Annotated in this window: 23 protein-coding genes, 1 pseudogene and 2 CRISPR repeat arrays; of the genes and pseudogenes, 22 read left to right on the top strand and 2 right to left on the bottom strand. The window is 69.6% G+C overall.

The annotated features are described in order from the left end of the window. Window positions 1-51: 51 nt before the first annotated feature. Together Pta02_RS37030 and Pta02_RS37025 are read right to left on the bottom strand one after the other, a co-directional pair. Window positions 52-747, bottom strand: a complete 696-nt coding sequence (locus Pta02_RS37030) for an HAD family hydrolase (protein ID WP_203879691.1) — start codon at window positions 745-747, stop codon at window positions 52-54. Beyond that, complete coding sequence (locus Pta02_RS37025; RefSeq protein ID WP_203879690.1) at window positions 744-1,610, bottom strand: winged helix-turn-helix domain-containing protein; 867 nt, start codon at window positions 1,608-1,610, stop codon at window positions 744-746. Before Pta02_RS37025 ends, Pta02_RS37030 begins: the two co-directional genes overlap by 4 nt. 132 nt (window positions 1,611-1,742) lie before the next feature. On the opposite strand from Pta02_RS37025, the gene Pta02_RS37020 reads away from it, so the two are divergent. The 22 genes and pseudogenes from Pta02_RS37020 (at window position 1,743) to Pta02_RS36915 (ending at window position 17,535) form a co-directional block, all read left to right on the top strand. Further along, window positions 1,743-1,961: a hypothetical protein gene (locus tag Pta02_RS37020; RefSeq protein ID WP_203879689.1), complete on the top strand. Its 219-nt coding sequence runs from the start codon at window positions 1,743-1,745 to the stop codon at window positions 1,959-1,961. A gap of 299 nt (window positions 1,962-2,260) precedes the next feature. After that, complete coding sequence (locus Pta02_RS37015; protein ID WP_203879688.1) at window positions 2,261-2,590, top strand: hypothetical protein; 330 nt, start codon at window positions 2,261-2,263, stop codon at window positions 2,588-2,590. A gap of 87 nt (window positions 2,591-2,677) precedes the next feature. Beyond that, window positions 2,678-2,947 carry a hypothetical protein gene (locus tag Pta02_RS37010; RefSeq protein ID WP_203879687.1) on the top strand — a complete coding sequence of 90 codons (270 nt, stop codon included), beginning with the start codon at window positions 2,678-2,680 and terminating at the stop codon, window positions 2,945-2,947. Further along, window positions 2,944-3,393, top strand: coding sequence for a hypothetical protein (locus Pta02_RS37005; RefSeq protein ID WP_203879686.1), 450 nt, complete (start codon window positions 2,944-2,946; stop codon window positions 3,391-3,393). Before Pta02_RS37010 ends, Pta02_RS37005 begins: the two co-directional genes overlap by 4 nt. Next, the gene (locus Pta02_RS37000) at window positions 3,390-3,926 is read left to right on the top strand and encodes a hypothetical protein (protein WP_203879685.1); all 537 of its coding nucleotides are present in this window, start codon (window positions 3,390-3,392) and stop codon (window positions 3,924-3,926) included. The genes Pta02_RS37005 and Pta02_RS37000 overlap by 4 nt, the downstream gene beginning before the upstream one ends. Next, window positions 3,923-4,249, top strand: a complete 327-nt coding sequence (locus tag Pta02_RS36995; protein WP_203879684.1) for a hypothetical protein — start codon at window positions 3,923-3,925, stop codon at window positions 4,247-4,249. Before Pta02_RS37000 ends, Pta02_RS36995 begins: the two co-directional genes overlap by 4 nt. Before the next feature lie 95 nt (window positions 4,250-4,344). Further along, entirely contained in the window at window positions 4,345-4,641 is a 297-nt protein-coding gene (locus Pta02_RS36990; protein WP_203879683.1) for a hypothetical protein, read from the top strand. Beyond that, a pseudogene (locus Pta02_RS41660) lies at window positions 4,638-4,850 on the top strand (WhiB family transcriptional regulator); the annotation flags it as partial. The gene Pta02_RS36990 and the pseudogene Pta02_RS41660, both read left to right, overlap by 4 nt. 147 nt (window positions 4,851-4,997) lie before the next feature. Further along, window positions 4,998-5,186 (top strand): hypothetical protein, encoded by a 189-nt coding sequence (locus tag Pta02_RS36980; protein WP_203879681.1) that lies wholly within the window; start codon window positions 4,998-5,000, stop codon window positions 5,184-5,186. 83 nt (window positions 5,187-5,269) lie between these two features. Next, complete coding sequence (locus Pta02_RS36975) at window positions 5,270-5,980, top strand: hypothetical protein (RefSeq protein ID WP_203879680.1); 711 nt, start codon at window positions 5,270-5,272, stop codon at window positions 5,978-5,980. 83 nt (window positions 5,981-6,063) lie between these two features. Further along, on the top strand, window positions 6,064-7,467 hold the full coding sequence (locus Pta02_RS36970) for a hypothetical protein (RefSeq protein WP_203879679.1): 1,404 nt from the start codon (window positions 6,064-6,066) through the stop codon (window positions 7,465-7,467). An 85-nt stretch (window positions 7,468-7,552) separates the two neighbouring features. Beyond that, on the top strand, window positions 7,553-7,777 hold the full coding sequence (locus Pta02_RS36965) for a hypothetical protein (RefSeq protein WP_203879678.1): 225 nt from the start codon (window positions 7,553-7,555) through the stop codon (window positions 7,775-7,777). 42 nt (window positions 7,778-7,819) lie between these two features. Continuing rightward, the gene (locus Pta02_RS36960) at window positions 7,820-8,302 is read left to right on the top strand and encodes a hypothetical protein (protein WP_203879677.1); all 483 of its coding nucleotides are present in this window, start codon (window positions 7,820-7,822) and stop codon (window positions 8,300-8,302) included. Window positions 8,303-8,888: 586 nt separating this feature from the next. Continuing rightward, complete coding sequence (locus tag Pta02_RS36955) at window positions 8,889-9,188, top strand: hypothetical protein (RefSeq protein ID WP_203879676.1); 300 nt, start codon at window positions 8,889-8,891, stop codon at window positions 9,186-9,188. Between the two features lie 18 nt (window positions 9,189-9,206). Further along, window positions 9,207-9,491: a hypothetical protein gene (locus Pta02_RS36950; protein WP_203879675.1), complete on the top strand. Its 285-nt coding sequence runs from the start codon at window positions 9,207-9,209 to the stop codon at window positions 9,489-9,491. Window positions 9,492-9,692: 201 nt separating this feature from the next. Further along, window positions 9,693-11,786, top strand: a complete 2,094-nt coding sequence (locus tag Pta02_RS36945; RefSeq protein WP_203879674.1) for a hypothetical protein — start codon at window positions 9,693-9,695, stop codon at window positions 11,784-11,786. Window positions 11,787-11,986: 200 nt separating this feature from the next. Beyond that, window positions 11,987-12,250 (top strand): hypothetical protein, encoded by a 264-nt coding sequence (locus Pta02_RS36940; RefSeq protein WP_203879673.1) that lies wholly within the window; start codon window positions 11,987-11,989, stop codon window positions 12,248-12,250. Between the two features lie 44 nt (window positions 12,251-12,294). Beyond that, window positions 12,295-12,789 carry a single-stranded DNA-binding protein gene (locus tag Pta02_RS36935; protein WP_203879672.1) on the top strand — a complete coding sequence of 165 codons (495 nt, stop codon included), beginning with the start codon at window positions 12,295-12,297 and terminating at the stop codon, window positions 12,787-12,789. An 87-nt stretch (window positions 12,790-12,876) separates the two neighbouring features. Then, window positions 12,877-14,394, top strand: a complete 1,518-nt coding sequence (locus Pta02_RS36930) for an AICE element replication initiation protein (protein WP_203879671.1) — start codon at window positions 12,877-12,879, stop codon at window positions 14,392-14,394. A 420-nt stretch (window positions 14,395-14,814) separates the two neighbouring features. Then, complete coding sequence (locus tag Pta02_RS36925; protein ID WP_203879670.1) at window positions 14,815-15,876, top strand: bifunctional DNA primase/polymerase; 1,062 nt, start codon at window positions 14,815-14,817, stop codon at window positions 15,874-15,876. Between the two features lie 61 nt (window positions 15,877-15,937). Beyond that, window positions 15,938-16,126, top strand: a complete 189-nt coding sequence (locus tag Pta02_RS36920) for a helix-turn-helix transcriptional regulator (protein ID WP_203879669.1) — start codon at window positions 15,938-15,940, stop codon at window positions 16,124-16,126. Next, entirely contained in the window at window positions 16,123-17,535 is a 1,413-nt protein-coding gene (locus tag Pta02_RS36915; RefSeq protein ID WP_203879668.1) for a tyrosine-type recombinase/integrase, read from the top strand. Before Pta02_RS36920 ends, Pta02_RS36915 begins: the two co-directional genes overlap by 4 nt. Before the next feature lie 148 nt (window positions 17,536-17,683). Next, window positions 17,684-19,114: direct repeats of the CRISPR family, unit length 29 nt; unit sequence CGGCTCACCCCCACGGGCGTGGGGAGGAC. 91 nt (window positions 19,115-19,205) lie between these two features. Further along, window positions 19,206-19,846: a CRISPR direct-repeat array (repeat unit 29 nt; unit sequence CGGCTCACCCCCACGGGCGTGGGGAGGAC). Window positions 19,847-19,877 lie beyond the last annotated feature (31 nt).

The raw sequence follows: 19,877 nt of genomic DNA, 5'->3' as shown, positions 1-19,877 counted from the left end.
CGACGTCCGACGGAACACTCGGAACGCGTAGAGCTTCCACAGGGTCTCCCATCACCGGAGGGCGCCGCCGGAGTCGAGGGCATCCAGAACATGCCTCAGGCTGTCGACGACGTAGCCGGCACCGGCGCCTTCGAGACCTGGAATCCGATCGGGATGTTTCGCGTACCCGATGGTCGCCGTCCCCGCTCGGATTCCTGCTTCCATATCGGTCACAGCGTCGCCGATGAACAGACACGAGCTCGGTTTACTCCCGAGCGCGGAAACGGCCTTCAGGATCGGTTCCGGGCTGGGCTTCATGAGCTCCGGGTGCCCGTAGATCCGACACGAGAGAACCGCTACATATCGGGTCAGATCATGCATATCGAGATATCGCGAGACGGCCGCTTCCGAGTTGTTGCTGACGATCCCCACGCCCCTCCCCGTACGGCAGGCGAGCTCGATGGCCTCGTGTGCATGGGCCGTAGGGGTCGCCTTCTCGGCCGCCCTGACCTCTTCGGCTATCAAGACGTCCTCCATCTCGGGCAGGAGATCAGTCCGATGCTCACCGGTCCATGCGAGCAGGCGAAGAGGGTTGGGCGCGTCCCTGAGGGCATCAGGCGGCTGGACTCCGCGGTGGGCGAGAGCAGCGCGAACCGTATCGGCGACTCTTGACGCCGGATGGCCCGCGAAGAGATTGCACACGGGTCCGTCGAAGTCGAAGAGAATCACCGAGCTGCCGCCGACCAATGCTGCGATGTCAGCGGTCATGGGACATACTCGCGGGCCACGGTCCCCCAGACGGAGTCGAACCACGCTTGTGCCTGCTGTACGAACTGCGGTCCATCGGAAGTCTCGCCGTCTCTGATGGAGAAGTGGAAGAGCGTGGCGTCTTTGCCCATCAGGTCGTGAAGGGTCACGGATTCCCCGTCCAGCGTGATCGCGTGTTCGACGATCGGATAGAAGCCGTAGAACACTTCCTCACGGTTGAGGATGTAGAGCTTGAACGACGGTGCGAGGTTGTGGGTGCGGACGTCGACGCTCGCGGTCTTCACCAGCTTCAGATCAGCCAGCTCCTGCACGGCGTCGATGATTCCCTCGACGGCCCGGCGTGTTATCCGGTCCGCTCGCTTCTGGATCAGCGGCTCGGTGGAGTCGGTGCCGGCCCGGCGTGGCAGGAGCATGGGCGCCGTCGTGTCGTACATCATGATCCGGATTTTCAGCGACTCCGGAGTGAGCCTTCCCGCCCTGATCTTGTCGAGCACTTCCATGATCGTGTTGCGAAGGGTCTCACCGGAGAAGCCGGCGAAATCAAGCGAGGCGTGCGAGCGGTCGAAGCCCGTCTCGACGTGCGGGCGCAACCCCACGGGCTGCTGTGTCTGAGCCCGGACGAACACCCCGCTCCCCTGCCGGGCGACGATCAGATGATCCGAGGTCAGGAAGCGCAGGGCGGCCTTCACGGTTTCGCGCGCTACGCCGTATCGCCCGGCCAGCTCGCTCTGCGAAGGCAGCTTGTCGCCGGGCTGCAGCTTCCCGGTGAGGATGGCGGCTCGCAGCTTGTTCGCAATCTGCCGCGACGGCGTCCGAGGATCATCAGGGTCAAGCTGGCCGAGGTAGTCAGCGTCGTCGCTCATGGCCACACCCTATAGGTGGCTAGCCAGGCTAGCTAGATTTTCGGTATTGCGTCTTGACATGACTAGCCAGGATGTCCAAGATGAGCACAATAGGCCTGACTAGCCAAGTCAGCCAGGAGATGGGAGTCAGAGATGAAGACCTCAACACCCGCCCCTCGCTCGCAAGCCTGGTTTCCCGGTGTCTACGTGCCGGTCCGGCACATCCACGGCATCGAGTTCGCCTCCGAGCAGCGACGGGGCGGGGTCCGGATCTTCCGGACCACCATCCACGGGACCGCCGATGAACTGCGAGCGCTGGCCACCCAGATGCTGCGGGCGGCCGAGCGGCTGGAGAAGCCGACAGCGGCATGATCCGGCACTGGTCCTGAAGGCGCTGATCCGGCCCGCGATCCGGACGCGGACCGGGTCAAAGCCGGCAGGCCCGGCGACTCGACGAAGTCACCGCCACTTGCCAACTGCATAGCGGATCTGCCAGCCAGATCATCGGCTCAGGTGACGAACCACGAGGTCCCGCGGCCACGATCCGGTACGGCTGGCAGCACGCGCAGCGCTTGCGCTGCCCGTCCCTTGCGCCCCGAACCACGAACATGGTGGTCGGCGCGTGAAGGGCGGAGAACGCAAGCCCCCTGATCTTGCGCGAGGAGAACACCATGCGGCACAACGAACGGCCGGTCCTGCTGGCCAGCACGATGGCGCCGAACCTGCTGAGCCTGCACCCGGATGAGCGGCCCATGGCCGTCTGCACCGACTGCGGCGCCTGGCGGATCCTCCGCCGGAACATGCTGTGGCCTCACCGCGCCGCCGACGGCGTCTCCCGCTGTCCCGGCAGCGGGCAACGGATCGTCCTGGACCTGACTCCCGCCGAATGGCTGTCGAGCCTGTCCGTGGCGTGCCGGGATGCGGCCGGACGCCGCGCTCGCCGTACCTTCAGCAAGCCCGAACCGCCGGCCCCGCCTCCGCTGCATCGCATGGCCGCCTGACTCTCGGAACGTCTCGTCAGCGCCCGGTCGGACCTCCCGGTCCGGTCGGGCGCTTCGTCATGCCCGCCTACCGAAAGGAGCACTCCCATGTCCGTCGACCACTCGTCATCCTCATCGCCCGTCGTTCCCGCCCTCACCTACCTGCAGGAAGCACAGCTGCAGCTCGACGAGGTGCTGTCCGGCTGTGACCCGCACGACGCCACCGGCGAGGACGCCACCGCCTTCGGTGCCCAGCTCCGCCTCGCCGCCGTCTGCGCCCAGCTGGCGCAGGCCGAGGCGCTGCAGTCCATCGCCACCACGTTGGAGGAGACGCTGAACGAGTGGCGCAGCGTGCTACGGATGAGCGGGCCGTCATGATGTCCCGCCGATGCATCGATGCCCTGCGCACCCACGCGCAGGCCGCCTATTTGATCGACGACGCCGGCGAACTGGCCGGCATCGTCACAGAGCTGGTAGCCGAGCTCCAGGCGAGCCGGGTCCGCGAAGGCCTGATCCGCAGCGAATACCTGGCCTTGCTGACCGCGGCCCGCGCCACCATCGCCGCCGAGCGCTGTCACCAGGCAGCGCCGCTGACCTTCCTGCACTGGGAACTGGAGCGTCACGGGCAGCTGCCCGACGACCACGACACCGCCACCCGGGTACTGGCCGACGCCAAGGCCGCGCAGATCCTGATGGATCACCTCATCACCCGGCGGTCGCCGGACAACCGGCGGGTCTGCGCCGAGTGCGGGAGCGACATGACCGCCTTCGCACCGGCCGCAGACCGCGGCGCGCGCCGTACCCCGACGGGGGTGAACGCATGATCCCGACTCCGACGGATCGGGCATGGAGCGAGGCGCGTCACCACATCCAGACCGCTGTGGCTCATCTGGTGACCGACGCCTACGGCAGTCAAGCCGTCACCTGGCAGCCGGTGTTCCCGGGTGCCGCCTCCCGGCAGCAGGTGGCCGATCCGCTGCCCGGCCTGTGGACGATCAAGTACTTGGACGCCCTGATCAAAAGCGAGGCTCGCAGGTACGCGCGGCGAGCACGCGAAACCGGGCACCCTTGGGCACGGATCGGCGCCATGCTGCGACTGCCCGATGGAGCGGACCACACCACGGGCCAGGCCGCTTTCGTCTACCTGGCCGACAACGTGTTCGGCGAGCAGTCGTTCACTTGGTGCTGCTCGGATCGGCACTGCGGCCAGCTGATTCACGACTACGGCCCCGGAGCCGACCATCCGGATGAGGCCGAACGCGGCCACGCCTCCGGTTGCGCTCGGCATGCGGAGGATCTGGCCGCGTGGGCCCGAGCAGAGAACGGCCCCGATCAGATCGACGGACAGGGCCGATGAACGATCCTGTCCCGGCGCCGCCGGCCGGTGTCGCTCTGTGGACCGTGGTGGCCGCCGGACGAGCCGGCGGCCAGTGCGAATGCCGGGGAGAGTGCGGCAATCCCCACCGTAAGGACGGTGGCGCCTGCCGGCGTGAACAGCGCCCGGGCCGGCCGCTGCATCTCGCCCCGTCCACCGACGTGTCCGACACGAAGGCGGCCACGTTGCCCGGCGATCAGTTGATGGCGCTGTGCCTGCCCTGCCATGACGGCCTGCTCCGCACACGACGCCGCGACCGCGAACAAACCATCCGGCAATCGGCCGGCACTGACGCCCTGTTCTAGCGCGTTTCCCGGGCTCGTCCTGCGGGCCCTCCCCCCTCAGGAAGCGCCCGGCCTATCGGGCGCTTCCGTCTCCCTCACGAATCGGAGAGTGCGCCATGCGTACCATCCTGCGCGTCGCCGGGCTGGTGTTGCCCGGTCCCCTCACGTTCCTGGCGGTCCAGCTGGCCGGTGCCTGGCAGACCGTGCTGGCCATCGGCCTGCTGACCCCGGCGATCGTCATCGGCGTCATCGTGGTGATGGCCGTCGGCATCCACCGGGAAGAACGGGCCGAATCCCTGGGATCGGCTCCACCCGGCCCGGCTGCGGCCTTCACCCGGCGCCTGCTGAATGTGCACGTACGCCAGTCCATGCCCACCGACCGCCCCACCATGGCCACGGAGGTGACCCGATGAACGCCTGGCAGAACCTCGCGGGCTGCGCCGAAGTCGATCCCGAGATCTTCTTCCCCGAACGCTGGGATGGGGCATCCGCCGCTGAAGCCAAGTCGGTGTGCGCTTCCTGCCCGGTCCGCTTCGAGTGCCTGACCGACGCCCTGCAGCGCATGGAGCGCCACGGGATATGGGGTGGGCTGACCGAGCAGGAACGCCGCAAGGTCACCCGACTGCCGCATCGATGCGGCCACTGCCGCGGTCCCGTCCTGGCCGCGGCCGACCGCTACTGCAGCCAGGGGTGCCGGCTGGCGGCCACCCGCCGCCGCAGGACAGCGAGCCCGGCGGCCTGAACTGCCTTCCCGCCCCAGGCGGATGACATGACCTCCCTGACACTCACCGTGCGGGTACACCTGGCCGACGTACTGGTCTGGGCGCGCACCCGCCGTCTCATCGCCACTGCCACGTGGTCCGGCCTCAGCTTCGACACCGTCGCCGCAGTCTGGGCGCTCTGCCCGGCCAACCGATGCGTCCATCCGGGATGCTCGCGCTGCCGCGACGGCCGCTGACTCCGGCGCCCCTTCCTCATGCACGCGCCCACTTTCCGGCGATCGTGCCTGCCCTCACTCCCTTTTAGAGGAGACCCGCCACCATGAGCACCGTTCCCTTCCCACAGCCGCCGTCCCACCCCGATCACTCCGGCCACGGCAGGCCGGATCTGCTCGGCATGTCCGTGAACGGCCACCTGGCCTCCGCCGTGACCGAGCTGTCGGCGCTGGCGTCACACCTGGCCCGTACGGCCGGGGTGCCCGCGGTCATGCTCGTGATCGACAGCGAGCTCGACACCATGGTCACCACCGAGCGGACCGGCGACGACAGTCCCATCCCGATCATCACCATCGCCGAGGGCGTGCTGTACGGCGAGCTCGACTCCCCCACGGGGCACACCGCCGCCGGCGCCCTGGCCCACGCCCTCGTCTGCCACGAGCAGAAGCCGACCCGACTCCAGCAATGGCTGGGGCGGGTCGCCGGTCTCTCCGCCGCTGCCTTGCTCATCGCTCTGGTGTGGGGTGCCGCCCTTGCCGTGGTGATCTCCGCGCTCACATGGGTGAGCGCGGGGCTGGGCGTACTCGCCCTGCAGCGGCGCAGCGAGTACGTCGCCGATCGGGCCGCCCAGCGGCTGCTGGACGATGCCGGGCTGGACGGCCGCGCGTGCATGCTGGCGATGCTGTACGCCATCGCCGCCCAGGAACCGCAGGCCTACCAGCGCTACGGATGGATCATCTCCGGCGTGCCCACCGCCGCCACTCGCGCGTACGCCCTGACCCGGGCCACCCGCGCTACCACCTCGACCTCTGGTTGACCCGCATCGCATCTTCGGCGCCGCCGGACACCGCCCACGCCATGGTCGTGTCCGGCGGCGCCTGCTGTTGGAGGTGATTCCTCGTGCCTCGCGAGGAACTGCTCAACCTGGCCAGAGCACAACCCTGGCTGGTCGCGGCACTGTCGTTGATCTTGCTGGTAGCCCTGGGCGCCCTGTTGTGGACTGCCGGGCGCGGGTTGCGCAAAGCCGGCACCCCGGCCGACCGGCTGACCGTGCTGGCCGCCCTGGTGGCCACCGGAGTGGCCGCGAGCGGAATGTGGGCGTTCTTCGACGAAAAACTGCCCCAGCTGCCCACGGTGCTGCGGGTGGTGTTCTTCGGCTTCCTGGAGCTGGCCGTGCTGACCTCGGCCGTGCGCGCCCGGCAGAACATCCGCGAGCACGGCACGGCCGGTGTCGACGGCGCCGCGGTATGGGTACTGACCAGCCTGTCGGCGGTGCTGTCGGCGCTGGCCGCCGGGAGCTTCGCCGTGGACGTACTGCGCCTGGCCACGCCGTTCGTGGCGGCCTGGTTGTGGGAGCGCGGCCTGGCCGGCGAGCGGCGCAAGCACGCCGGCCGCCCCCGCGAGCGCGAGCGCATCTACTGGCGCTTCACCCGCCGGCGCCTGCTGATCCGGCTGGGCCTGGCCGATCCGGCCGATCGGCAGGTCTCGGAGATCGCCGCCCAGCATCGGGTGACCGCGCTGGCCCGCGCCGCCCACCAGGCCGCCCTGGCCGCCGGCTCGCGCTGGCCGGGGCGCAGAGCCTGGGCCGCCCGCCGGCTGCGCAGCGCGATGATGGCCGCGATCGAGCACGCCGGCTTGGCCACCGATCCGGACCGGCAGCACGACCTGCTGGCCCAGCTCGGCGCGCTGGCCCACGCCGGCCAGCTGGTCACCACCAGTGTGCCGGCGCCCTGGACTGCGGCCCTGACCGCTCTCACCCAACCGTCGCCCCGCACCGCCGAGGCGGAGCAGGCCAGCGCGGTGCTGCAGTCGTGGGCCGCGCTCTGGCACGGCCCGGACGTCCTGGATCCGGACCCGAAGGTTCTGTTCGCCGCCCCGCGGCCGAAGGTCACTCCGCTGTCTGCATCCGGTCCTTCTGAGCCCAGAGCGAGTGCGGCGGCCGGTCTTGGTGACTCCGCCGGGTCGCTCGCATGGGGTCACCGCGCTCCGGCCGACCCCGCCCTGACCCCGTCGAACAGGGTCACCCCGTCTCGGGAGCCGGACCGCGCCGACCCCGGCGCGCAGCAGGTGACCCCGCCCGGACCGGCCGCCGACCCCGACGGGGTCGTAACCGACCTGACCGCGGTCACCCATGACTCCGAGCGCATCCGCCTGGCCATCGACGCCCTGGGCCTGGACACCACCCCGGCGCAGATCACCGCATGGCTGGCCGCTCGCGGCGTACGCGTCACCGCTTCCAACGCCAAGACCGTGCTCCGGCGTGAGAAGCGCGCCGCCACCGCTGACACAGCTCGACCAGCCTGACCTCTCCCGTCCCCGCCTGCGCCGGTCACATCGCCATCGGCGCGGGATGCGCCCCTGACCCTGCCTGACCATTCGAGGTGACCCCATGACCGATCGCTGCGCTGACCCCGGCCGCCGTCGCCACCCCTACCCGCCGACCCCCGCCGCTGAGCACGCACCGGCCAGCCCGTACCCGTCCGGTGTGCTGAGTGAGCCGGGCAAGACCCCGGCTTTGTACAAGCACGTGATGCGTGCGGCGCTGCGGCCCGGCAACGAGCTGCGGATCGTCGATCTCAAGGCCCTCTCCGATCACGACGCTGCGGCCCCGTAGCCCCTGTGACCCCCTTACTCCCACTGTGCAAAGGAGACCGCGATGGAAGCGGGCAAATGGATCATCTTCGCCGCCCTGGCCGGCGCGGTGTTCGTCGGCTTCAAATCCCGTCAGCTGAAGATGTACGAGTTCTTCGTCTGCGGCCTCTTCGTCCTGCTGCTGGACGGCCTGATCTTCAACGGCCAGATCAGCAAGTGGGTCGGCGATCTGGGCAACAACATCCCGGACGTGGCCGACTCGGTCACCGCCGGTCTGGCCCTGGGCCCCGTCCCCGTGCCGACCCGCCGGCGCCTGGCCGCCTTCGGCCGCGCGCTGTGGGCTCAGCGCCCGCACTGGAGCGACTACCTGATCATCACTGCCATCACCGTCACCGTGCACTACCTGTGGGGCTGGTCGTGGTGGTTCGGTGCGGTGGCCGCCGGCACGCTGGCCGTCCTGGTGGTCATCAACGCCCTCCTCACCCTGGCCGACCGGCCCGCCCACGACGCCGGTCCAGACCTCGACCCGGGCGGTGACGATGATTGATCCCCTCACCCTGATCATCGTGCTGGCGATCCTGGGGACCAAGACCGGCCGCCGCGCCGGTTCCAACGCCATCCGCTCGGGCTATCAGGCGACCGGCTGGCGTACTCCCAGCCAGGCGCTGATCCACCATTCCGGCCGGGCCGGCGCCTGGAGCGGCCGTCTGTTCGCCCGCGGCACCCGGGCCACCCGCCGCATCACCAGCACCCTGGCCCACCGCATCTACCGGCGCGCCGAACACCGGATGCGGAAGCGCTGGGATCGGCGCCTGGCAGGCGGACACACTCCCATCCCGCTGATCGGCCGCCACCGCCGTTCTCATCCCGACGGCCGAGACACCGTCTCCGGAGGTTCTCCCCAGCGTGGTCAGGCTGATCGGGACGACTCCACCGCTGCACCAACGGCACCCTCGGCCGGGGAGCCGACGCCCCCGCAGCCGGCCACTCCCCCGGCCGAGGGCACAGCTCCGGCCGTTCTATCGCCTGGATCAGGCGAAGCGTCCCCTCCTGCCGACAGTCGGCCGAACCCTGCCTCGGCGCATCCACCTCGCTCCGTCCGCCGTCCCGCTCTTTCCGGAGGAACCGTCACCATGTCCAAACTGCTGATCAACATCGAGCCGCCCACCACCGACGCCGAGTTCCTGACTGACTGCATCACCATGGCCGAGTGCCTGCGCACCCTGGCCGGAGAGATCGGCACCTGGGCCGAAGGCGTGGCCGCCCTCGGGCTGCCGACCAACGTCACCGACCCGCTGACCGCGGTCGCCACCGGCCTGGAAGAGGCGGCGGCCGGCGCGGTGACTGCGGCCACCCGCTTTGAAGAGGAGTTCGAAGAGGCCCGCGAGGTCGCCGCCCGTGGTCTGGCCATCACCGGCCAAGACGCCGCCTGATGCTCAGGGGTGCCGACTATGAGCACGCCCGCGCCCATCCGAGCGTCCTCTGCGCTCGGTTGGGACGACGTCACCATCGGCGATCATCTGATCATCCGGCGGGAGTTCAGTCCCGTCCATCCCACCACCGGTGATCATGTGGCCGAATGGTCCGGTCGTCTGATCGACAACTCCCGCTGGGGATTCTCCCTGCTGGGAGAGGACGGCCGGCGCCATGGTTTCTTCGCTTGGGAGGACGGTCCCGGCTATCGGCAGATCGTCACCCGCCGTCCCGGCCCCGCATCGTCAGCCTCAGCTGGTTGATCGTCGTTTCCCGTCGCTGCTCACCCGCATGGCTCCGGCAGGCAGCTCTGCCTGCTTGCCGGAGCCACCCACCGGTTCGAAGGAGGTGATCTGCTCATGGCACGAGGCGAGCGTTTCGGTACCCGTCGCAGTCCCCGCCGGACGGGTGGGTCCGGCCGACGCGGTTGGGCAGGCGGTGCTCCCAGCCGCTATGGCGACGGCTTGCCGTATCCGGCAGGCGCCTACCGCGACCGTTTGAGCGCCGGCCGCGTACTGGCGGCAGGGGTGCGCGGTTATGGCCGGTGGGTGGCCCATGCGCCCGAGACCCGCGGTCTGGCCTCAGGGCTCACCGCCCTGTATCCGGCCGGGGAGGTGATGCACGCCCTAGGACCAGAGCCTTTGCTGGTCGGCGCCTTGGCGCCCCCGTTGGCGCTGTCGGCCTGGGTGGGCACCTACAAGGCACACCGGTCGGTGAAGTACTCGGCCGCGCTGACCGCCACCGTGGCCGCCGTACCAGGTTGGTTGGCCTTTGCCGCCCACTGGGGAGCCTTCAATCTGCCCACGTTGGTCGGCTATACCAGCACCGCCGCATTGGCCTGGTCGGCTTTTACCTGGTCGGACGTGTTGCGTGAGCGTCGTGCCTGGCAGGCCCGGCAGTTGCAGTGGGATGCCCTGGCCACTGCAGTGGGCCTGGAAGACTCTAAGTTGATCTCGGCCGACGACACCCGGCTGGGCCAGTGCTTTCGCATCGACATCCGCGCCACCGGCAAACGTGCCAGCCAGCTGGCCCGGCCCGGCAGCGGCCTGGCCGAAGACCTGGCCGCCCACCTGGCTCTGCCGACCGAGCGAGTGCGCATCAGCGCCGATGCCAAGCACGCCGGCATCATCGTCATCGCGGTGCAGCTGATCGACCCGTGGCAGGGCGAGGTGACCCACCCGGCGCTGAGCGGCACGGCATCGACCGGCGCAGCGCGCCGCTCGATCATGGACGGGCCGCTGGTGCTCGGACTCGATCCCGACAGCGGCGACGACCTGGCCCTGAGCGTCTTCGACAAGGCCGGCGGGCACCACACCTTTCTGGTGGCGCCCACCGGCAGCGGCAAGACCACGCTGTACAACAACCTCATCGAACAAGCCAGCGACCGGTGCGACGTGCTGGTGATGGGGATCGACGTGGCCAAGGGCACGCTGAGTGCGATCTGGGGACAGGTGCTCGATGCCCACGCCGGCATCGGCGAGTACGACAAGGCACTGCAGATCTTGGCTTGGGCCGGTGTCGTCATCACCGAGCGCTCCCGGGCCTCCGGCGGGCGCAACCATAAGCCCTCACCGAGCGCGCCGGTGCTCCTGATTCTGATCGACGAGCTGGATGAGGTCACCGGCTACAACTCGCCCATCGGCACTCAGGCCAAGGCGCTGGTGGAGAAGATCTACCGGCGTGGTCGCTCGGCCGGGGTGGTGCTGGCCACCGCCTCCCAGCGCGGGGTGATCCAATACACCGGCACCAAGGACCCGCACGCCAACGCCGACAACAAGATCGTGCTGCGGGTCAACCGGGCCAGCGAGATGAACAACGTCATCCCCGGCTGGGAGCTGGCTGGCATGCCGAACATGGAGACCTATGCCCGCGGCGTGCACGGAGTGGCCCTGGTGGTCGACGGCAACAGCCTGTGGCGGGCCGGCCGGGTGCGCGATCTGTCAGATCTGGATGCGGTCGAAGCCCTGGCTGGCCGACGCGGCGCGCCGGTCGCCTGCCTGGAGTCGGCCATCGCCGCGATGCTTCCCGGGTACGGCGAGCGTCACCGCCACTCTGCCCCCGCATCCGCGGTGCCGTCTGGCGGGAAGGGCATCGGGGGTGGGTGCGCCACCAGATCTGACGGCACCGACTGGGGCATCAATCCCACCGATTCAACCGCCATCGACCGGCTGGCCCAGGACATGGTCGCTGAGATCGAAGCCCGTCTGACCGACATGCCGGCCCCACCTGCTCGGCCCACCAGCCTCAATGAGTTGATCGCTGCCAAGCACGCCGTGGAGCACGCCGACGCCAATGATCCGGCTGTCAACCGCGCCATTCCCGTACCTGAGCACATCGCCCGGCCCATCCTGCGCCTGCTGGCCCAGCGCGGCCCGGCTGGGGCTCGGCGTGATGAGCTGGTCGCCGCGGTGGGCCGCTCCCGCTCGGTGGTGGCCGGCTGGCTGGCCATCCTGCGTGACCACGGCAGCATCACGGCGCTCGGTGCGGGCCGGGCGGCCCGCTATTACCTCCGTGAGTACGCCCCCGGCGACGACGCCTCCGAAGGCTACGAACCGTAACCGTCGAGGCCGGCAACTGTCCTGGCCGACTGTCCGGACGAACTGTCCTGCCGCCGCCCTATAGAGGACCCGGCAGGACAGCAGGACAGTTCCCGGCCGGACAGTTCAGCCCTCACCTTCCGTAACCACTCTCCCGCCCGGACGGCACCCGATCACCGCCGCCCGGGCGCTGTGCCATGCGCTGCGAAAGGACTCCGGCCATGCTCCCCCTGACCCTTGCGCTCCTGTCCGAGCCGCCGCCGGAGACCGCCGGCGCGCTGCCCGGCTGGCTGGTTCTGATCAGCCTGGCCGCGCTGTACGGCGCCGGTTATGCCATCTCCCTGCGCCTGCATCCCTATAAGGCCTGTCGGCGCTGCCGTGGATCCGGCAAACACCGCGGCTGGTTCTTCACCGACGCCTTCCGCGCCTGCGATGCCTGCAGCGGCACCGGCCGCGAACTGCGCCGCTTCGCCCGCGACGACTGACCCCTCATCCCGCACTCGCCGTCCCCGAATGAAGGAGCCCTGCCATGTCCTCCGGCGACACTTCCATCACCATCGTCGGCAACCTGACCGCCGACCCCGACCTGCGTTTCACCACCAGCGGCACGGCGGTCGCCTCATTCACCGTGGCCGCCTCCCGCCGCGTCTTCGATCAGCAAAGCAACCAGTGGAAAGACGGCGACACTCTGTTCCTGCGCTGCAACGCCTGGCGGCAGATGGCCGAGCACGCCACCAACAGCCTGACCAAGGGCATGCGCGTCATCGTCACCGGCCGCCTCAGACAGCGTGATTACGAGGCCAAGGACGGCAGCAAACGCACCGCCTACGAAATCGACGTCGACGAGGTCGGTCCGTCGCTGAAGTTCGCCACCGCCCACGTCACCAAGACCACCCGGGAGCAGGCCCCGCATCCCGCCGTCAGCGGGAGCGACCCGTGGACCGCCGCAGCCGCCGCCCCGCCACCGGGCCCGCAGTCCGATCCCTCCGGCAGCGGTTGGGGCGGGGACGAACCGCCGTTCTAGTCCCCGCATCGCCCCGAGAAATGCGAAAAGGCCCCCTGCCCGGGGCCTTTTCGGCGACGTTCACGCACTACTTCGAAAGGCTCGCACGTGGAGGCATCTGATCACAACCCGGCAGGAGACGACCCCGACCGCTTCGCTGACGGCAGCCCCATTCCTGACCCCGATGGCCCGGATGCGGCCACCGGGTCGGGCAAGACCAAACTGGCCCAGGTACTGGTGCAGATGGCCGAAGACACCTACCGCCTGATCCGCGCCGATGACGGCCGCAGCTACGCCGTCCCCCGGCTCGGCCCGGCCCTGGCCGTACCGCTGGCCGCCAAGGGCGGCTCCGGATTGCGCGCCAAGCTGGCCACCTCCCTGTTTCGCCGTACCGGCGAGGTAGCCTCCGGCGCCGAGCTGTCCGATGCGCTCAACGTGCTGGCCGGCGAGGCAGGCGAGCTGGATCCCGAACCGGTGTTCTTACGCATGGCCCGCCATGAAGACAGCGTGGTGGTGGACATGGGCACCGAGACCGGCGAGGCAATCGTCATCACACCCGGCGGCTGGCGCACCGAACCCACCGCGCCGGTCATCTTCCGCCGCTCGGAACTGACCCACCCCTTGGTCACTCCGGCCCGCGGAGGGAGCCTGGACGGCCTGCGCGCCTTGATCAACCTGTCGGAGGAGGACTGGCGCCTGACCATCGCCTGGGTGGTGGCCGCCTATCTGATCGACATCCCGCACCCGATCCTGCTCATCCAGGGTGAGCAGGGCACCGCCAAATCCAACCTGATCCGCTGCCTGCTGCTGTTGATCGACCCGCAGCCGGCCGCTGATCGCGAACCCCCGGCCAGCCAGCGCGAATGGGCCATCTTCGCCCGCGCCTCCTGGGCCTTCTCCTTCGACAACGTCACCGACATTCCCGACTGGCTGTCCAACTCGTTGTGCAAGGGAGTGACCGGCGATGCCGTCCTGCAACGGGTACTGCACTCCGATGAAGACATCACCGTCTTCGCCTTCCAGCGGGTGATCGCGATGACCACCATCGGATTCAAGGCCCCGCTGGCCGGTGACCTGGTCGATCGCATGCTGCTGGTCGAGCCCGAGGTACTGGATGTGCGCTTGCCCGAAACCCACGTGCGGGCCGTACGCGAGCAGGTGCTGCCGGAGGCGTTGGGCGCGGTCTTGGATCTGGTGTCCGGCGTGCTGGCTGCGCTGCCGGCCGTGGAGGTGAGCGACCTGCCGCGGATGGCCGACTTCGCCCGCGTGCTGGCCGCCCTGGATACCGTGACCGGCTGGAGCACCCTGGCCACCTACCGGGCCCGCATCGCCGCTCTTGGGATGAGCATCATCGAGGGCAACACCCTGGCCCGGGCGCTGTATCTGTTCGCCGGTCCCACGCCGTGGGAGGACAGCACCGCCCAGCTGCTGGCCGGTCTGCAGCGCACCTGCATCGAGCACGGCCTGCCCGTCGGCGAATTGCCCGGCAATGTGCGCACCCTCGGTACCCGGCTGACCGAGGTGGCCCCGTCCTTGCGCAAGGTCGGGGTGGACATCCGCCGCCGTAAAAGCGGCGCCCAGCGCTTCGTTCACGTGATCAAGCATGCGACCGGTTTAGAACCGTAGATCAGCTTCTCTTTCCAGATTGGAAAAGAGAAGCAATCGTTGTCCGGTTGTCCCAACCCTCATCTGACCTGCACGAACAGTGGGACAACGGCTTGTCCCCAGTTGTCCCCGTTGTCCCAAGATCAATGCGGGAAGGGACGTCTGCGGACAAGAGAAGGACAACTCGTTGTCCCACCGTTTGTGCAGGTCAACGCCTGATTGGGACAACCGGACAACGATTCGCCGCGCTTTCTCATATTCCGCACACCGCGCGGCAGCGGGGGATGCCTCCCGCTTCCTCCACCGCGGCAGGCGACCGGTCACCGCCGAGTCATGCGATCTCTCAGTCCGGGTGCGGCCCGTCACCTTGCCACCAACCGGACGTGGAGGCATCCCCCGCTGCGCCTCGTACTGCGCATCCATCGATCTCGGAGACCCCTGATGCCCACCCTCCTACCGACTGCCTCACTGAAGCTGGCCCTGTATCTGGCCGCCATGGGCTGGCACATCGTGCCGCTGTCACCGACCAGCAAACGCCCCCTGGCCAACTGCCCCCGCTGCCACAGCACCGCCCGGCCCGGCAGCACACATCCCATCGAGACCTGCCCGTGCCTGCCGACCGGACGCTGGTGCCACGGCGTGCACGCCGCCACCACCGACCCGGCCCGCCTAAGCACCTGGTGGCAGCGCCAACCCGATGCCGTGCCCGGCGTGGCCGCCGGTCCTTCCGGCCTGGTCCTGCTGGATCTGGACGCCCATGACGATCCGCTCCCAGCCGATCCGGCCACTGGGCTGCTGCCCGGCATCGACCTGACCGGCGACCCCGCCCTTGCCGAGCTGGCCCGCATCCGCACCGGCCTGCACACCCTGACCCTGCTCGCCCGCGTGCGCGGCGGACCTCACCCCTGGCCGACCACCCCCGAACATCAGCCCGTCGTGACGACCACTCCCAGCGGCGGCCGGCACCTGTGGTACCGCGCACCCTCAGCCAACCTCCGGCAGGCCTTGGGGAAACTGGGCTGGCAGATCGACATCAAAGCCGGCTGGAACTACGGCCTCGCCCCGGGTACCACCACCAGCACCGGCACCTACCGCCTGCGCTCCGGCGATCTGGCATCTCCCGGCCGCCTGCCCGAGTGGCTGGCCCACGAAGTCCTCCGCGTTACCGCCCCCACCCCGACCCAGCCTCGCCCCTCCCCCACCCTCCGGCGTGAACGCTGTTACGGCGCCCCGGCCGCCTACCTGACCACCGTCCTCACCCGCGGCGCCGCCCATCTGGCCACCCTGACCGACGGCCGCCAACGCGCCCTATCAGCCCTGGCCTACCACGTCGGCGGCCTGCTGGCCTGGTCCGGCCTTCCCGAACACCAGGTGAGTGCCCATCTCATCACCGCCGGCGAGAGCAGCGGGCTGCCCACTCGCCTGGCCACCCGGATCGTCCACCGTGCTCTGCTGCGGGGCGTTCGCGCTCCCCTGCCACCACCTCCGATGCCGGTGACCTGAATCCAGCCTGCCGAGCATCACCGCACCCACCTCACCGCTGAAGACCATACGGAGTCCCCTTATGTCCAAGGCTGAGAAGCTCACCGTCACCGATATCTGCACCGAGCTGCGGATCACTCGCTCCACGTTCTATGACTGGCGCCAGAAGGGCCGCGCACCCAAGTGCTTTCGGCTGCCCAATGGGGAGCTGCGCATCTATCGCAGCGAGTTCGACCGCTGGCTGGCCGGCCTGGAGACCGACGCCCGATGAGGGACGTCACCCATAACGTGCGCGTCTACAAGATCGAGAAGCGCACGAATGCGAAGGGCAAGGTCACGTCATACCGGGTGCTGTGGCAGACCGCTGGCAAGCAGTGGAAGAAGTCGTTCCCTCGGCAAGGCCAGGCGGACACCTACCGCAGTGCGTTGCTGACGGCCGCACGAACCGGTGAGCCGTTCAGCCTGCTGACCGGTGAACCCCTCTCGTGGCAGCGGACCGAAGCGCCGGAGATGAGCTGGTACGCCTTCACGTGCGCGTTCGTGGACATGAAGTGGAACGCCTCGTCGGCGAACTATCGCCAGGACATCGCGCGGGCGCTGACCGCTGCCACTCCCGCGATGATCATCGATGGACGTGGAAGACCCCCGGACCGGGACGTGAGGAGGGCGCTCAAGCGTTGGGCCTTTAATACCCGGCAGCGTGATAGCGCGCCTGAGGATGCGGCTAGCGTGCTGCGCTGGCTGGCGGCCAACACCAAGCCCCTGTCCGCGCTCGCCGAAACGCAGCCCGTCCGGGAGCTGCTGGCGGTCGCCACCTCCCGGCTGGACGGCAAGCGGGCCGCCACCAGCACCATGCTGCGAAACAAGACCATCTTGCAGACCGCGCTGGATTACGCCGTGGAGCTCAAGCTCCTTTCCCACAATCCGATCAAGGCCCTGAAGTGGAAACGACCAAAGAGCACCTCCGAAGTGGACCGCCGCAGTGTCGTCAACCACGCCCAAGCACGGGCGCTGCTGGCCGCCGTGGAGGCGCGGAAACCCAGCGGCAAGCGGCTCAAGGCGTTCTTCGCCGTCATGTACTACGCCGGGCTGCGTCCCGAGGAAGCTGTACACCTCCGGGTTCACAACGTCACGATCCCGCCTCTGGTCCACAACCCCGAGACGGGGCGACTGGAAGAGCCCGCGGACGACTGGGGAGAGCTCATTTTCTCCGAGGCCGCGCCTTTCGCCGGCCGCGAGTGGACCGATGACGGGGCACTGCGCGAGGTGCGTTCCCTCAAGCACCGTGCCGATGGGCAAGCGCGCTCCGTACCGTGCCCACCGGAGCTGACCAGGATTCTCCGCGCACATCTCGCCGAGTTCGGCAACGATCCCGACGGGCGGCTGTTCTACGGGGTCAAGGGCGGGGACCTGCCAGCCATCACCTACCGGCGAGCATGGGCGGCAGCGCGCGAGCAGGCCCTCACCCCTCAGGAGGTCGCCTCCCCTCTGGCCCGGCGGATCTACGATCTCCGGCACGCCTGCGTCTCGACCTGGCTCAACGCCGGGGTTCCCGCACCCCAGGTCGCCCAGTGGGCCGGCCACAGCGTGGACGTCCTCCTGCGGATCTACGCCAAGTGCATCGTGGGCCAGGACGAAACTGCCCGCCGCCGGATCTCCGAGGCGCTCAAGGAGACATGATCCGTGGGAGGCATTAGGAAATCGCAGCAGGTCAACGACAGCCGGACACGGCGAAGCACCTCAGGGTTACGCCGTCATGGTCCGACCCAGCTCACCCCACGAGCGTGGGGAGGACGCTGCCGATCGCGGCGCCGCGATCGCTGCCTGGCGGCTCACCCCCACGGGCGTGGGGAGGACAGCTCTTCCTGGGTGAGGCCGGCCTCTACGCGCGGCTCACCCCCACGGGCGTGGGGAGGACGACGAGGGCTCAACGATGGTCGACCCGGTCGCCGGCTCACCCCCACGGGCGTGGGGAGGACTGGCGGTCGGTGTCCGACGGCGCCGCCGCTTCCGGCTCACCCCCACGGGCGTGGGGAGGACGCGAACATCCGCGCGGGGAAGGAGGGGACCGCCGGCTCACCCCCACGGGCGTGGGGAGAACGCCCCACCGGCTTCCCACCGGCGTTCGTCAGACGGCTCGCCCCCACGGGCGTGGGGAGGACTGCTGGTGGCGTGCACGCGCCAGACTTCGTGCGGCTCACCCCCACGGGCGTGGGGAGGACGGCCGCATCCGCCGCCCCGACGGGCGCGGCTCCGGCTCACCCCCACGGGCGTGGGGAGAACGCCCCACCGGCTCCCCACCGGCGTTCGTCAGACGGCTCGCCCCCACGGGCGTGGGGAGGACGGCCGCATCCGCCGCCCCGACGGGCGCGGCTCCGGCTCACCCCCACGGGCGTGGGGAGGACATCATGGCCGCGTCGTTCGAGCAGGCCGACATCGGCTCACCCCCACGGGCGTGGGGAGGACTGGAGAGCGCGTTCAACGAGGACGAGGGCTCCCGGCTCACCCCCACGGGCGTGGGGAGGACAACGGTACGTTGACCACGCGCGGATGATCTACCGGCTCACCCCCACGGGCGTGGGGAGGACGGAGGGGTGGATCTCCGGCAGTTCCTGGCCGTCGGCTCACCCCCACGGGCGTGGGGAGGACATGGTCCGGCAGACCATCCCGGCCTACCCCTGCGGCTCACCCCCACGGGCGTGGGGAGGACCAACCCAAACCCACAGAGGACCGTGGGGGAGGCGGCTCACCCCCACGGGCGTGGGGAGGACGACGTCATCCCGCCGGACGCGGGCGTGCCCGACGGCTCACCCCCACGGGCGTGGGGAGGACCGCCCCGCGCCGGGACATCACTCCCCGGAGGTCGGCTCACCCCCACGGGCGTGGGGAGGACATCAACGGCATCCTCCGCGACATCAACGGAGCCGGCTCACCCCCACGGGCGTGGGGAGGACGGGACGTGCCAGCCTGTGTGCGGGTCCGGGCACGACTCACCCCCACGGGCGTGGGGAGGACCGGCATGGCGGTTGCGGGCATTACTCGTCACCCGGCTCACCCCCACGGGCGTGGGGAGGACTCCCTCCATCTGCTGGTCAGCATGTGGGACAACGGCTCACCCCCACGGGCGTGGGGAGGACGGAGGGGTGGATCTCCGGCAGTTCCTGGCCGTCGGCTCACCCCCACGGGCGTGGGGAGGACCGGACCCTCGCCACCGACGTTCAGGTACCCGACGGCTCACCCCCACGGGCGTGGGGAGGACCAGCCAAGTACATCCGAGATGCCGCCTCCTGGCGGCTCACCCCACGGGCGTGGGGAGGACACATCCCATGGCGACACGCGCGTACAAGCCGACGGCTCACCCCCACGGGCGTGGGGAGGACTTCCACCGGGAGGCGGCCCAGGCGTTGCGGTGCGGCTCACCCCCACGGGCGTGGGGAGGACACCAGATCGCCGCCTAACCCAATCTCAAGGAGCGGCTCACCCCCACGGGCGTGGGGAGGACGTGGTGGCCGCCGGGCGCGGCGAACGGGAGGACGGCTCACCCCCACGGGCGTGGGGAGGACGACGTTGGACGAGCAGTGCAGCGCGGCGTTCGCGGCTCACCCCCACGGGCGTGGGGAGGACGTCACGCCGATGCTGACCATGGAGCGCCTGGACGGCTCACCCCCACGGGCGTGGGGAGGACGGTGTCCATGGTGAGGGGGCCGTTCCTTGGGTCGGCTCACCCCCACGGGCGTGGGGAGGACGCGGCCTCGACGGCGCTCATGCGGCCCTGGACCGGCTCACCCCCACGGGCGTGGGGAGGACGGCGCGGGCGATGGCCTCGCGGGCTTGGGCGTCGGCTCACCCCCACGGGCGTGGGGAGGACAGTACCACCCCAACGATAGACGTTCCTCGCTCCGGCTCACCCCCACGGGCGTGGGGAGGACGTTCAGCAGGGTCATGCTCGACATCGTGGTCTCCGGCTCACCCCCACGGGCGTGGGGAGGACCTCCTGAATGGGTGTCAACGGAATGCGAATG

The organism is Paraplanobispora takensis, assembly GCF_016863195.1.
GTDB classification, from domain to species: domain Bacteria; phylum Actinomycetota; class Actinomycetes; order Streptosporangiales; family Streptosporangiaceae; genus Planobispora; species Planobispora takensis.
This window is presented reverse-complemented; position numbering and strand designations above follow the sequence as displayed.

Bases quoted from the DNA above. Each gene is read 5' to 3' on its own strand.
- Pta02_RS37030 (WP_203879691.1), bottom strand. From the start codon at position 747: ATGACCGCTGACATCGCAGCATTGGTCGGCGGCAGCTCGGTGATTCTC.
- Pta02_RS37025 (WP_203879690.1), bottom strand. From the start codon at position 1,610: ATGAGCGACGACGCTGACTACCTCGGCCAGCTTGACCCTGATGATCCT.
- Pta02_RS37020 (WP_203879689.1), top strand. From the start codon at position 1,743: ATGAAGACCTCAACACCCGCCCCTCGCTCGCAAGCCTGGTTTCCCGGT.
- Pta02_RS37015 (WP_203879688.1), top strand. From the start codon at position 2,261: ATGCGGCACAACGAACGGCCGGTCCTGCTGGCCAGCACGATGGCGCCG.
- Pta02_RS37010 (WP_203879687.1), top strand. From the start codon at position 2,678: ATGTCCGTCGACCACTCGTCATCCTCATCGCCCGTCGTTCCCGCCCTC.
- Pta02_RS37005 (WP_203879686.1), top strand. From the start codon at position 2,944: ATGATGTCCCGCCGATGCATCGATGCCCTGCGCACCCACGCGCAGGCC.
- Pta02_RS37000 (WP_203879685.1), top strand. From the start codon at position 3,390: ATGATCCCGACTCCGACGGATCGGGCATGGAGCGAGGCGCGTCACCAC.
- Pta02_RS36995 (WP_203879684.1), top strand. From the start codon at position 3,923: ATGAACGATCCTGTCCCGGCGCCGCCGGCCGGTGTCGCTCTGTGGACC.
- Pta02_RS36990 (WP_203879683.1), top strand. From the start codon at position 4,345: ATGCGTACCATCCTGCGCGTCGCCGGGCTGGTGTTGCCCGGTCCCCTC.
- Pta02_RS36980 (WP_203879681.1), top strand. From the start codon at position 4,998: ATGACCTCCCTGACACTCACCGTGCGGGTACACCTGGCCGACGTACTG.
- Pta02_RS36975 (WP_203879680.1), top strand. From the start codon at position 5,270: ATGAGCACCGTTCCCTTCCCACAGCCGCCGTCCCACCCCGATCACTCC.
- Pta02_RS36965 (WP_203879678.1), top strand. From the start codon at position 7,553: ATGACCGATCGCTGCGCTGACCCCGGCCGCCGTCGCCACCCCTACCCG.
- Pta02_RS36960 (WP_203879677.1), top strand. From the start codon at position 7,820: ATGGAAGCGGGCAAATGGATCATCTTCGCCGCCCTGGCCGGCGCGGTG.
- Pta02_RS36955 (WP_203879676.1), top strand. From the start codon at position 8,889: ATGTCCAAACTGCTGATCAACATCGAGCCGCCCACCACCGACGCCGAG.
- Pta02_RS36950 (WP_203879675.1), top strand. From the start codon at position 9,207: ATGAGCACGCCCGCGCCCATCCGAGCGTCCTCTGCGCTCGGTTGGGAC.
- Pta02_RS36940 (WP_203879673.1), top strand. From the start codon at position 11,987: ATGCTCCCCCTGACCCTTGCGCTCCTGTCCGAGCCGCCGCCGGAGACC.
- Pta02_RS36935 (WP_203879672.1), top strand. From the start codon at position 12,295: ATGTCCTCCGGCGACACTTCCATCACCATCGTCGGCAACCTGACCGCC.
- Pta02_RS36925 (WP_203879670.1), top strand. From the start codon at position 14,815: ATGCCCACCCTCCTACCGACTGCCTCACTGAAGCTGGCCCTGTATCTG.
- Pta02_RS36920 (WP_203879669.1), top strand. From the start codon at position 15,938: ATGTCCAAGGCTGAGAAGCTCACCGTCACCGATATCTGCACCGAGCTG.
- Pta02_RS36915 (WP_203879668.1), top strand. From the start codon at position 16,123: ATGAGGGACGTCACCCATAACGTGCGCGTCTACAAGATCGAGAAGCGC.